11 protein-coding genes are annotated in these 12455 nt (G+C 48.3%); 8 read left to right on the top strand and 3 right to left on the bottom strand.

Annotation, left to right across the window (positions count from 1 at the left end):
- Positions 1-70 precede the first annotated feature (70 nt).
- Positions 71-1054: a hypothetical protein gene (locus OXN25_08170; protein MDE0424826.1), complete on the bottom strand. Its 984-nt coding sequence runs from the start codon at positions 1052-1054 to the stop codon at positions 71-73.
- Between the two features lie 386 nt (positions 1055-1440).
- Here OXN25_08170 and OXN25_08165 point away from each other — a divergent pair, with 386 nt between their 5' ends.
- Positions 1441-1869 (top strand): hypothetical protein, encoded by a 429-nt coding sequence (locus tag OXN25_08165; GenBank protein ID MDE0424825.1) that lies wholly within the window; start codon positions 1441-1443, stop codon positions 1867-1869.
- A gap of 237 nt (positions 1870-2106) precedes the next feature.
- A complete protein-coding gene (locus OXN25_08160) occupies positions 2107-2862 on the top strand; it encodes an aldolase/citrate lyase family protein (GenBank protein MDE0424824.1) in 756 nt (251 codons plus the stop codon).
- A 73-nt stretch (positions 2863-2935) separates the two neighbouring features.
- On the opposite strand, the gene OXN25_08155 is transcribed toward OXN25_08160, so the two are convergent.
- Positions 2936-4270, bottom strand: coding sequence for a mandelate racemase/muconate lactonizing enzyme domain-containing protein (locus OXN25_08155; GenBank protein MDE0424823.1), 1335 nt, complete (start codon positions 4268-4270; stop codon positions 2936-2938).
- A gap of 44 nt (positions 4271-4314) precedes the next feature.
- Here OXN25_08155 and OXN25_08150 point away from each other — a divergent pair, with 44 nt between their 5' ends.
- Positions 4315-4857 (top strand): cob(I)yrinic acid a,c-diamide adenosyltransferase, encoded by a 543-nt coding sequence (locus tag OXN25_08150; protein ID MDE0424822.1) that lies wholly within the window; start codon positions 4315-4317, stop codon positions 4855-4857.
- 184 nt (positions 4858-5041) lie between these two features.
- Complete coding sequence (locus OXN25_08145; protein ID MDE0424821.1) at positions 5042-5806, top strand: hypothetical protein; 765 nt, start codon at positions 5042-5044, stop codon at positions 5804-5806.
- A gap of 63 nt (positions 5807-5869) precedes the next feature.
- Here the strand turns inward: OXN25_08145 and OXN25_08140 are convergent, their stop codons facing one another.
- Positions 5870-7954, bottom strand: coding sequence for a dockerin type I domain-containing protein (locus tag OXN25_08140; GenBank protein ID MDE0424820.1), 2085 nt, complete (start codon positions 7952-7954; stop codon positions 5870-5872).
- 265 nt (positions 7955-8219) lie between these two features.
- Here OXN25_08140 and OXN25_08135 point away from each other — a divergent pair, with 265 nt between their 5' ends.
- Genes OXN25_08135 through OXN25_08120 form a run of 4 tightly spaced genes read left to right on the top strand, consistent with a single transcriptional unit; the run spans position 8220 to position 12452 of the window.
- Positions 8220-9005 (top strand): phytanoyl-CoA dioxygenase family protein, encoded by a 786-nt coding sequence (locus tag OXN25_08135; protein ID MDE0424819.1) that lies wholly within the window; start codon positions 8220-8222, stop codon positions 9003-9005.
- Between the two features lie 30 nt (positions 9006-9035).
- A complete protein-coding gene (locus OXN25_08130) occupies positions 9036-10088 on the top strand; it encodes an Ldh family oxidoreductase (GenBank protein MDE0424818.1) in 1053 nt (350 codons plus the stop codon).
- Positions 10085-10792, top strand: a complete 708-nt coding sequence (locus tag OXN25_08125; GenBank protein MDE0424817.1) for an HAD-IA family hydrolase — start codon at positions 10085-10087, stop codon at positions 10790-10792. Before OXN25_08130 ends, OXN25_08125 begins: the two co-directional genes overlap by 4 nt.
- A 19-nt stretch (positions 10793-10811) precedes the next feature.
- The gene (locus OXN25_08120) at positions 10812-12452 is read left to right on the top strand and encodes a thiamine pyrophosphate-binding protein (protein MDE0424816.1); all 1641 of its coding nucleotides are present in this window, start codon (positions 10812-10814) and stop codon (positions 12450-12452) included.
- Positions 12453-12455: the final 3 nt, after the last annotated feature.

Here is a 12455-nt window from a genome sequence, read left to right as displayed (position 1 = left end):
GATAACTCCTTTCTAAAACACAACTTAAAGTCGTGTACATAATCCGCTATGTCATAGCACTAACGAAACTTTAGGGGGTATCTGTTCCGTTCTGAGAGTTTGTTTGTGCCCCCAACGTTTGCAAGAATGTCTCAAGGCTCTCTGCCTCTGCTGCTGCACTTCCCAATTGCTTGAGCTGTTCCAAATTTTCAATATTTTCAAGTAATGGTCTTAGGGCATACACCGCTCTGGGTTGGAATTTTGAAGATAGAAATGACAGGATAACTTCAATCGCTCCTTTTTTCGCCCCTTGTTCAAGTCCTTGTTCAAGTCCTTGTTCAAGTCCTTGTTCAAGTGCCTCTTGCGTGCGGCGTTCTGTTTCTGCTTCAAGACGTTTCGTAGCCCTTTCAAGATGGTGTTGGAAAAACGTGGATTCTTGCACAATCTCCTCCTTTATCAATTGATTCACGAATGCTTCATCATAAGCTAAAGCACTGAAGATGCCGAGTGTTGCCACAAGGTCATCTCGTACGGCTTTCTCAACTGGTGCCCTCTCAGCGGCTGTAACACATCTTCTCAACCACTGCTCCGCGCTTGTATCTGCAGGTGGTTTCATCAGCGGGGCGAAAGGGAGTAACATAGGTGCCTGTGTCTCCAATACAGCCTGACCCTCTATCTCCGCGAGTCTTATCACTTTATATTGGATTAAATAACGAAATTCTTCAGTTTCATAAGCATAGTATCCAGGGTCGTTTCTCCCTGCGGTGGGTCCGAGATACAAAACAACACAATAAACTGGCATCTGAAATTCGCTGATGAGAAATCCACAATAAGCCGCCAACCGCGCCCACATCGGTTTCGGGCTATTGCCAGATTGCACTTCCAGATGTACTATCGTCTTTTTACCATCAATGCGAACTCTTGTTGTGCTATCCCCGCGGTGTGTTTTGAATGTTGGCTGATCCGTATTCAGATGCTCTATAATTTCGACGTTCTGCCTGCCCAGGAAGTATTCAATGAGTACTTTGGGATGTTCAAGTAACAGGTATTTCGTGCTAATATCATATTGTGCCATATAGGTATTATACCCAATTTTGGGTTGTGATGTCCACTCAAGCTTTACTTCAATATAACCATTTTTCGCATCGGTGACATATCATTTGTTTTTCGCCGATAAACAGGTTGAAGCGGAACGGAATGTTAGCATTAAGGATACCACATTGCATCGAACGCGTCAACACTTTTAGCCAGCAGTCAGCAGTTTAGCAAGATGTTTACATATTTTGATAGCATAAGATAAAAAACTTATATTTTTGTAAAAAATTTTGACTTAAAATGTTAAAAAATGTATAATACGCGTGAATCTGGTAAATCTCTGTAACGTGTGATAACAATGCTATAACCAATTTCGTTTCTTGGGACAAGATTTAACTACACCCATTCAGGGATAAGGAAAAAATCATGGAAACCCTCAAGCGAATTATAGGCGTTGTGCTTATCGTCATCGCGGCGATAGTCGCCATCCAAACAGTCCTTGAACCTATTTACCACACTTCCACCACAGATAGTCCGAATAGCTCCACGTGGGACTATATCAACCCACTCTCTCTGATCTCCATAATATTAGGGGTGATCTTTGGCTACATTCGTATGAGCCGTGCCGGTGAAGACGCAAGCGTTCAAGAATTCATAGCAGCGAACACGCTGTTTTATGGATTCATGTTTGCAGCGATCATCTTCCTCTGGAACTGGTTCGGCATCAGCGGTGCCGGTCAAGACTTTACTGCTGTTAGTAGTGATACCCGTGGGTTGATATGGATTATCTTCGATGCAGCACTTCCTTTGTTGAACGGTGCGATGGGTGTCCATCTGCTCCGCTCCAGTGGATAGACCATAATGAAAGCACCACTACGGCCCTGAATGTAAAGCGCGTGCTGCCTAAGTGCGCGCTTTACTTTTTTATGGACAATTATTGAGATTCTTGATAAGATAGCCGTCAGTTATCAGCGGTCAGCAGTCAGAGGTCGGGATTACAAATCCCTCCTACAAGAAACCAGCAGGCACGAGTCATAAGTCGGGATTAGGAAATCCCTCCTAGAGAAGATAACAACCCAACGGGAGAAATTTATGCAAATAAGACCGAATCGAGTTAAAGAGAAGTTAGCAGCTGGCGACCTCACCTACGTTATTTCAGGATTAACGAGTGCCGATGATATAGATATTTTCGGCCCGAACGGATTCGACGGTGTCTGGCTGGAAGGTGAACACGGTGCTGTTGATGCGTCACGCATCGGGGACCTGACGCGTGCGTGCGACCTCTGGGGTATGACCTCCATCACACGCGTCAATCGAAACGACCAAGGGCTCATCTACCGGACACTGGACTGTGGTTCAATGGGAATCTGTGTTCCACATGTTAACACGAAGGCAGAAGCACAAAACGTTGTGGACGGCGCGAAATTCGCACCTATCGGACACCGCGGCATGTTCACCAGTCGCCAAGGCTACGGTGTAGATACCTATTTTGAAGAAGCCAACGCACAGACACTCGTCATGGTTCTAATTGAAGACATCGTCGCCGTGAATAACCTTGACGAAATTCTTACCGTTGATCATATCGACGTATTCTTCGTTGCGCCGTCAGACTTAGCAACGTCCATGGGGCATATTGGGAATCTTACGCATCCAGATGTCCAGAATACACTCGATTCTGCACTTGCTCGCATTCAAGAGGCAGGACGGGTTGCTGGCACTTTGACGACTAACGCGACCGTCGAAAAATACGTAAAGGCAGGCGTTAGGTTTTTGATGACAGGTGTTGGTGGATGGATTGCGTCGGGGGCAGAAGCGTTTAAAGCATCTGCGGAAGGCGCGAAGTCGTGATTTGCCCTCCTATAAGAGGACCGGCGAGGTTACAAACCTCGCCTACCATTTTAAAAAGAAAATCGCTAAGGGGCTACGCCAAAAACGTTACTCCACCAGATGCCTCTCTCCCTTGCCAGATGGAGCCTGTCGGATAGACGTGCTCCTCAATGAAGTCAGGGAACATCTCAAGCCCCCACCCCGGAACCGTCGGCGTAATATAAGCACCGTTCTGGACTCGGATCGGATGTAAGAAAACCTCTTCTTGGAGGAAGTTAAGGTATTCAACCACTTGTGTATCCGAGTGCGCCGCAACACAGATTTGATCCCAAAGGGCATAGTGCTGAATCATGTTGCATAAACCGATACCCCCCCCGTGAGGACAGACAGGAACGCTATACTTCGCTGCCATTAAGATGACTCCGAGAACATCGTTGACCCCGCCTAACCGTGTCGCGTCAATCTGACAGTATTGAATCGCGCCACTCGTGATTAATTGCTTGAAGATAACGGGGGAGGGCACCTGTTCCCCTGTAGCAACCCCGATGCCGTATTTTTCTAAGGCACGCGCAATTTTCACAAAACCAAGAACATCATCGCGCGCTGTTGGCTCTTCAATCCATGTCGGGTTAAAATCTGCTAATTCCTTCATATAAGCGATCGCTTCATCAACACCCCAAATCTGATTGGCATCAAGCATCAAGCGCGCCTCTGGACCAATTGCTTCCCGAATGAAAGCGAGTCGTTTTTTGTCAAATTCGAGATCCTGTCCGACCTTCATCTTGAAGCAGTCGAGTCCGGCTGCCTTTACTTGATTCACCGTTTCGATAATCTGTTCGTCCGTTAAACCGAGCCATCCGGCAGTGGAATATGCTTTGGGTCCCTGTTTCCGGAGGCACTGTTCGCGATCATCGCGCCCCTCTGAGTGTGCGTTGAGAATCCCTACGGCTTCATCAGGGGTCAACGCATCTTGTAAATATCGCCAGTCGATACACTGTACAATTTTCTCCGGCGGTAAATCGACAAGGAGTTTCCAGAGCGGTTTACCCACCAATTTTGCCCAGAGGTCCCACATTGCATTGACAATGCTCCCGATTGCCATCCGATTGACACCATCTGCAAGCCAACGCAATTGGTGGTGGTCAACGAGTAGCCTATGGAATTCGCCTGGGTCAGCAACAAACGTGTCCATCTCCATTCCGACAACAAGTTGTGCGAGGTCCTTAACCCCGTAGGCAATCCAATCGTTGCCGGCACCGGCGGTGAAAGCGACAGAAATGCCCTGATGACCTGTGTCTGTCTCCAGCGTGGTTAGCACTGCAGAATAGTTTGGCTTTTTGTGAAACGGATCGGAACCGAGAAGCGTATCCGATGTGGGTACCCGTAGGTCAAGGACGTTAATCTTCTTAATTTTACCTGAAATTTTCATATTTGCGTTGATTCCTTTTTTCACAGAGTATATAATAAATGGATATGAAAATCTATACTAAATTTGGTGATTCTGGAGAAACCGCGCTGTACGGCGGCACAAGGTTAGGGAAAGATGCCCTACAATTCGAGGCGATTGGCACTGTTGACGAACTCAACGCCTATATCGGTTATGCCCAGACGTTGATTGACGATTCCGACCTTTTGGAGTTGCTGTCGCGCGTCCAAAATCACCTCTTTGCAGTTGGAGCGGATTTGGCAACACCCGCAACACATTCAAAATCCTCTGAAATGCGAATATCAGGGGACTTCACGACAGAGATGGAAGCTGCGATAGATACGCTTTCAGAAGAACTTCCGCCTCTCAGGAATTTTATTTTACCCGGTGGATGTGCCGCCGGTGCTATTTTACATATCGCGCGCGTCGTCTGCCGCCGAAGTGAACGGTGTGTTGTTCGGCTCGCACGTAAAACTGAAGTGAATATGGAAATACTTCGGAGTTTAAACAGACTTTCAGACCTTCTGTTTGTTCTCGCTCGGACGGTAAACTTCCGCGCGAACACTTCGGAACCGATTTGGGAGTCGTAAGCAAATTTTGAATAGTTCCCGCCGCATAATGAATTGCCTTGGAAAAAATAATGTGCTATCCTTAAGAATGTGCTATCCTTAAGAGAAAGAATTAAACCTAACAGATAGGACATAGGACAGGGCAATTTTCTATAAATGTAAGTCTTATTAACCTACTTTTACATTAACAAAAGGAGAAAAAATTATGATTTCGAGATTAGCGAACCTGTCCTTGATAGTTCTTATCGCGTTTGTCGCACTGGTGGGCTGCGATAGAGCACAAAGATCTGTGTTAGATGTCACACCCGCAGATGCTACGATGGATGAGACTATGATGGATATAGAAACAACGCCAGTGAAATTAGTCTGGTTAGTAGACTACCCGGAAGGTGGAAAGGATATTTATCTTCAGTGGATTGCCTCCATTGCCTCAATTTTGCAAGCTCCTGAAGAGGTCAATCGGATAAGATCTTATGACAATAGCGAGGAAGTGAGTCCACACCGGTTCGTTGAGTTTGAATTTGACAGTTTTGTTGATGCGATGACATATATGAATCGTCCGGAGATCGCTGCCGTTTTTGAAAACCTCCCCAACCACGCGTCCCGAGTGAGCGCACATACATTCATTGAGCGCTCTGACTACTCGAAAACCGGTGAAGACGATTGGCCGATTAAAGGCATTATTTTTGTTGAATATCCCCTTGGTGGAAAACAAGCTTACCTTGAGTGGGTTGCTTCTATTTCTGATGTGTTGGTCAGCCCCCCGCAGCTGAAAGCGGTATCCTCTTTTGACAACTATAACGGTGAAAATCCACACCGCCTTGTCGAATTAGAGTTTGCGAACCAAGCAGATGCCACTGCCTACGAGGAACTGGAAGATATAATAGCAATTGAGACTGAACTTGATGTCCGCGCAGGGAGTTGGGTGAATCATACGTTTGAGTTACGCTCAGATTACATTAAGGAATAATACAGTGTTGGTTTGCATTTCTTTTCTTAGGCGCGTTTGACAGGCGCGCCTATTTTTTTCATTTCACCGCGAACGCGCTATCGCCCTTGAAACTGCGACGAGATCAAGAATATTGACAACCCCATCATTGTTAATATCTGCTGCGTTTCCTTTTTCCATATCTCCAAGGTGGGCAGCAACGAACCTTAAATCCTCAATATTTATACGCCCATCGCCGTTGACATCGTGCGGCACCTCAGCACCCGAAATTTCCCATAAGAGAGTCGTACCATCACAACTACTACTCACAAGGGTTCTGCCATTAGATGAGAACGCTAAAGCCGTAATAGTCTCCGTATGCCCCTCCAGCGTCTCAATGGGTTGAAGTGTCTCTGTATCTAAGAGCTGTATGTGATTGTTTGTCCACTCCCCGGATGTGACAGCAAGGGTTCTGCCATCAGGGGAAAAGGCGACAGAGGTCACCGCATCTGGATACTGCAACGCCGCTTTACGTTCTCCGGTCTGTGGGTCCCATAATCGAAGCGTCTGATCGTAACTACCGGTCGCAAGCGTACTGCCATCAGGAGAAAAGGCGACAGCATAGACAGCTTCTGTGTGCTGTGTTGTAATACTCAGACGGCGTTGGAGGGTAGCCATATCCCACAAAACAATCTCGGAATCTCGACTCGCGCTCACAAGTGTTTTACCATCTGGGGAAAAGGCGACACACGTCAGCGGCGCGTAATGTCTGCTGAGAACGTGAAGGAGTTCACCCGTGTGAACATCCCATAAACCTATTGTTGAGATCATATTATCCCCTCCGTACGCGCTTGCGATAAGTTTTCCGTCCGGCGAAAATGCGACGGCATCACCACCCCCTCTAAGCGTAAAGACATGATTTTCAGTGTGAACCTCCCACAATCGGAGCCGGCTGTCGTTACCACTGCTTGCCAGGTGTTTACCATCGGGTGAAAATACAACGGTCCAAACATAATCAATATGGTATCTGAAATTTTCGAGGTGTTCTCCGGTCCGGGCGTGCCATAATTGAAGTGGGATGCCATTCGTATTCCACAAGCGAATCAATCCCCAACTGGCACTGGCAAGTGTTTTCCCATCTGGCGAAAACGCGACCGTATTAACTGCGCTTGTATGTTCACCAAAGGTCTTGCGGAGTTTTCCGGTAGCGGCATTCCAGAACCGGAGTGTCCAATCCCAACCTGCGCTGGCGAGAGTCTCACCATCTGGCGAAAACGCCAGCGCGCTGACATGCCAGGTATGCCCTTCAAGAATCCGTATTATCTGTTTCGTGTGGACATCCCACAACCATATCTGATCGGTTGTCGCGCTTGCTAACGTTGTACCATTCGGTGAAAACGCGAGGGCAGTGATCCCTTCCGGGAATTTCGTGTTTCCTTTCAGCGTAGCGAAAGTCTCTCCAGTCTGGACATTCCACAACCGAACTGTTCCATCATCACTACCGCTCGCCAACATTTCGCCATCTTGGGAAAATATAACAGCATTAACGTCGTCTCGGTGTCCTTTAAGCCGGTTCTTAAGTTCTCCAGTCTGGACATCCCACAACCGAACTGTGTTATCCCGTCCCCCACTCACGAGGGTCTTTCCATCGGGTGAGAAGGAAAGCGCGTAAGGAGAACCTGTGTTGTCAAAGCGCGTATCTCGAAGTTGACGTGTGGCTATATCCGACAATCGAATCGGATAGTCGGGCCATTCGCCACTGCTGGCAAGTATGGTGCCATCTGGCGAAAACGCGAGGGTTAAAACCTCTTCGGATACATCAATGGTATCATAGAGTTTTCCTGTAGTTGTATCCCATAACCGAATGACCCCGTTTCGCAAATAGCCGCCACTTGCCAAAATGCCGCCATCGGGTGAGAATGCAATCGCCTGAACGTAATTGGGACCTTCCGAGAGGAGGTTAAGTTCAGTATCCGTAGAGGTATCATAGAGCCAGACCCCTATAGAGGTCGCCACAGCAAGTTGCGTGCCGTTTGGCGCGTATGCTATATCGTTTATATAGCCTTTCCCCAACCGCGTGATTGCCCCTTCCGGTAGCCCCATCTGTGTATAATTCAGCGTAAAACCGTTCGACCACGGTAGGACAAAAACCAGTAGCATCGCTAAAATAAAAAACAGTGTCTGTTTCATAAGTGACATGTCTCCTTTTCACACAACAAGTTGCTATGACGACCTGTGCAATTTGCGTGCCACCGCCTAAACGCTAAATGCCCTATCGTTTGCCCGCCTTAATGCACAAAAACGGACAAACCTGGGTTCACGCTGCACGATATAGGGCATGCACACACGACACGCGTAAAATTTATTTGACACTGCCTCGCCATATATGCTAAATTGATTATAAATATTTTATCAAGCAATCTCACAGTCCTGTAGACAACAGGAGGGTAGGCGTATGAGTGACTTACAGTTGCAACAGTACCTCTTTGACGTGCAAGGCTACCTCGTCATCGAAAATGTATTGAGTCCAGAAGAGGTTGCAACACTCAACCAACACATCGACGATCAACAACTCCCGACACCCGGAAGGGTCCAAAGATTCGGCAGTGCGCCGGACGGTCCCGGTTTTCTGCAGTGGGGAAAAGCGTTTTGTAATCTCCTTGACCATCCGAAAATTATGCCGATACTTCAATTCCGCTTAGGCGACTGCTTCCGCCTGGATCGGATTTACGGGATGTACATGCGGGAAGGCATGCCACGCGGACGGCTGCACGCGGATTATGGTGCGACCTCTCCAACAGCAAGAGCGAAGCACGGAGAATACTACTCCTTCCGAGATAACGAGATCCATAATGGATTTGTTGTTGTAACCTATAACCTCACCGATGCTGGACCAGAACACGGTGGATTTTGCTGTATTCCGGGGAGCCATAAGAGCAATTTCAAGCTGCCACGACAGATAGATGACGCGCCTGAAGCGTCACCTTGTGTAATCATTCCAAACGTGCCAGCAGGTTCAGCAATCCTGTTCACTGAAGCACTGACGCACGGTACAGCAGCTTGGAACGGAAAGCATGAACGTCGCTCCCTGTTGTACAAGTATTGCGTTTCACATATTGCGTGGAAATCGCAGCGCATGGCACAACCGGAAGATATAGAACTCACAGAACGCCAAAAGATTCTCTTCCGTGAACCCGGCGACCCGTACCGCCACTTCCCATCGCTGTTTGACGCAGCATAGTAGAAAGTAGAGGTAAACGCTAACACCGATATGCCAAATTTCACGCAGCACCAGCTACAGAAAATCACAGCCGACATCTTTGAAGCTCGGGGTGTGCCGAGTCACGAAGCATCAATTGTCGCGGAGTTGCTTGTCGCCTCAAACCTTGCAGGCCACGATTCACACGGCGTTATCCGCATCCCACAGTATATTGGACTCATCGAATCCGGGTTAATTCAACCGGGAGCACCGATGGAAATTGAACGTGAATCGGCTTCACATGCCCTTATCAACGGCAATTGGGGGTTCGGACACGTCATCGCACAGAAGGCGATGTCACTCGCAATTGAAAAGGCGAAGTCAAGCACGATTAGCGCAATCAGTGTCTACAACTGCAACCACATCGGACGGATTGGGAGTTATCCGCTGATGGCAGCCGAAGCGGGTATGGTCGGCATCACGATGGTCAACGCCGGTGGGACTGCGCTCTACGTCGCTCCGTTTGGCGGCCGAGATGGACGACTCGCAACAAATCCTATCGCAATCGCCACACCGACGCGCAATGGACACCCAATCCTGCTCGACATCACGAGCAGCGTTGTCGCACAAGGCAAAATTCGCGTTGCGGTTAACCGTGGGGATTCCGTGCCACTCGGTTGGCTCATCAACAACGAAGGCGAACCGACACAGAACCCAAGAGACCTGATGGAAACCCCACCGGGGGCATTGTTACCACTCGGCGGGATTGCTGGACACAAGGGATACGCCCTCGGTTTGATGATTGACATTTTAGGGGGTGCCTTGTCCGGGGCAGGCTGTAGCGGTTCTGGAAACACACGCCTCCAGAACGGGGTGCTGATGATAGCACTGGACATCGCTAATTTTACACCGCTTGAAGACTTCTATGACCATGTTGACGGACTCGTTGACCACGTGAAAGCCGCACCGACCGCACCCGGATTCGAGGAAATCTTGACCCCCGGTGAAATTGAGGCACGTCAAACCGAGGATCGCCTACGTGAAGGCATCCCTATTGACGACGAGACGTGGCGGCAATTTCAAGAGACAGCAGCGGAGGTCGGGATACCCGAACTTGAGTTTTGAGCCAATTGAAGCTGCCTGTTCAAACCATTATATTCGATTTTGACTATACGTTGGTAGACTCTGCGCGAGGCACGATTGACGGCGTTAACTTCGCATTCAGCCAAATGGGGCTACCCCTCGCTTCTGACGATACAATTCGGCGGGCAATCGGTTTATCGCTACCCGATATACTCATATCACTTGCTGGAGAAACCGACCCTAAACGTATTGATGAATTTACGCAATTCTTCCTTCAACGCGCTGATGAGACAATGGTTGCGTTAGCGGAATTCTACGAAGGTGTGCCAGAAACGGTACAGGTATTGTTGAACCTAAATATCCAACTCGCTATTGTTTCTCAGAAGAATCGACCTTACATTCAAGGGATTCTCGCCAAAGAGAATCTTGTAGATGCCTTCCCCGTTATTGTTGGCGGTGGCGACGCAGCGTATAAACCGAATCCAGAAGGGTTACTGCTGGCAGTTGCCCAAACGAGTGGCACTCCCGAACAGTGCGTCTATGTAGGAGACAGCGTGACTGATGCTGAAACCGCGCGCCGTGCTGATATTACGTTTATTGCTGTGTTGTCAGGTGTCACGCCGCGAGAAGCGTTCGAGGATTATGATGTTTACGCTGTCCTTGACGGTGCGTCTGACTTATTGGATTTAGAACTGTTGAAAGGATTGCAAAATTCCTGTACACTGCTTTTTGATAAGGTATTATGATTTTACTTGGGGATATCCGATGGAAAATAAACAGCCTACTATAGGTGAGTACCTTTTGAAAAAACTGCAAAGTTACGGAGTTGACCACATTTTCGGCATCCCTGGTGATTATGTTGTGCTGCTTTTCGATCTGATAGAGAAAAGTCCGATTCAACACATCGGTACGACACGAGAAGAAACGGCAGGATATGCGGCAGATGCTTATGCCCGCATAAAGGGTATGGGGGCTGCCTGTGTAACGTACGGTGTTGGTGGATTATCTATGATCAACGCTGTCACAGCTGCCTATGCTGAAAAGTCGCCGCTGGTTATCATCAGCGGCAGCCCAGCGATAAAAGAGCGCGGTGAGGACGCGCTTTTGCACCATAAAGGCAGAGATTTTCATACACAACAACGTATCTATGACGAGATCACCGTTGCATCAGCACTCCTCGACGACGCCTTTACCGCCTTTAATGAGATAGACAGAGTGATAGATGCTGTCTATCGGCATAAGCGTCCGGGCTACATTGAGTTGCCAAGAGATATGGTGGATGTGGAAGCGACAGGCTACCAACGTCCCTCAACGATGGGACATGACAGTGATCCAGAAACGTTGAACGCTGCCTTAACCGATGCCATTGATTTTATAAACCAGAGCCACAATCCGATTATTTTAGCGGGTGCCGAGCTCCACAGATTCGGTTGCCAAAGCAAACTATTCAGCCTTGCAGAAGCGAAACAGATACCTGTGGTGACGACATTACTGGGCAAGTCAGTGATGCCGGAGGCACATCCGCTCTACTTAGGTATTTATGGTGGCGCGATGAGCAGAGATGAAGTTACGATGTTTGTTGAGACTTCCGATTGCGTTATTATTCTTGGTGCCTTCATGACCGATGTTAACCTTGGGATTTACACGGCAAAACTTGAACGAAGTCGCTGTATTTATGCGACCTCGGATAGGATCGCTGTCCGTTACTCCACGTATGAAAATGTCACGTTTGAGGACTTTATCAATAACTTGTGTTCTCCGCAACTCCGAGAACGCGGAGATATAGATTTAGAATGGGTCATGGAAGTGCCAGAACCCTTTAAGATGGTCCCCGACCAACCGCTTACGATGCAACGCCTATTTCAACACCTGAATCTGCTTATATGTGAAGACATGACGATTATTCCTGATGTTGGTGACAGCCTCTGGGGGGCTGCGGACTTACGACTTCCGGCGCGTACCGATTTTATCGCACTTGCCTACTATACCTCAATGGGGTTTGCAGTTCCCGCTGCAATCGGTGCACAGCTTGGCAACCCTACAGCCCGACCGCTTGTCATCGTAGGTGATGGCGCATTCCAAATGACTGGCACTGAACTGTCAACGACTATACGCTACAGGCTCAATCCGATTGTGTTGATTTTAAACAACCGGGGGTATGGCACTGTTCGACCCTTCATTGATGGATCCTTTAATGATATAGAGAATTGGAACTATACCCGTGTGCCGGAACTCTTCGGCAGCGGGATCGCGTTTGTTACCCGGACCGAAGGTGAATTTGAAACTGCCATGAAGGCAGCATTTGCTGAGACACAACACTTTGCCCTAATTGAGGCGAGAATTGATAAATTGGACATGTCACCTGCACTGACTCAGTTGGCAGAGCGGGTAGCGGAAAAAATTTGAGTC

Source organism: Candidatus Poribacteria bacterium, assembly GCA_028820845.1.
Classification (GTDB): domain Bacteria; phylum Poribacteria; class WGA-4E; order WGA-4E; family WGA-3G; genus WGA-3G.
Note: the sequence above shows the minus strand (reverse complement) of the source record. Positions and strands in the feature narration are given on the sequence as shown.

Bases quoted from the DNA above. Each gene is read 5' to 3' on its own strand.
- OXN25_08170 (MDE0424826.1), bottom strand. From the start codon at position 1,054: ATGGCACAATATGATATTAGCACGAAATACCTGTTACTTGAACATCCC.
- OXN25_08165 (MDE0424825.1), top strand. From the start codon at position 1,441: ATGGAAACCCTCAAGCGAATTATAGGCGTTGTGCTTATCGTCATCGCG.
- OXN25_08160 (MDE0424824.1), top strand. From the start codon at position 2,107: ATGCAAATAAGACCGAATCGAGTTAAAGAGAAGTTAGCAGCTGGCGAC.
- OXN25_08155 (MDE0424823.1), bottom strand. From the start codon at position 4,270: ATGAAAATTTCAGGTAAAATTAAGAAGATTAACGTCCTTGACCTACGG.
- OXN25_08150 (MDE0424822.1), top strand. From the start codon at position 4,315: ATGAAAATCTATACTAAATTTGGTGATTCTGGAGAAACCGCGCTGTAC.
- OXN25_08145 (MDE0424821.1), top strand. From the start codon at position 5,042: ATGATTTCGAGATTAGCGAACCTGTCCTTGATAGTTCTTATCGCGTTT.
- OXN25_08140 (MDE0424820.1), bottom strand. From the start codon at position 7,954: ATGAAACAGACACTGTTTTTTATTTTAGCGATGCTACTGGTTTTTGTC.
- OXN25_08135 (MDE0424819.1), top strand. From the start codon at position 8,220: ATGAGTGACTTACAGTTGCAACAGTACCTCTTTGACGTGCAAGGCTAC.
- OXN25_08130 (MDE0424818.1), top strand. From the start codon at position 9,036: ATGCCAAATTTCACGCAGCACCAGCTACAGAAAATCACAGCCGACATC.
- OXN25_08120 (MDE0424816.1), top strand. From the start codon at position 10,812: ATGGAAAATAAACAGCCTACTATAGGTGAGTACCTTTTGAAAAAACTG.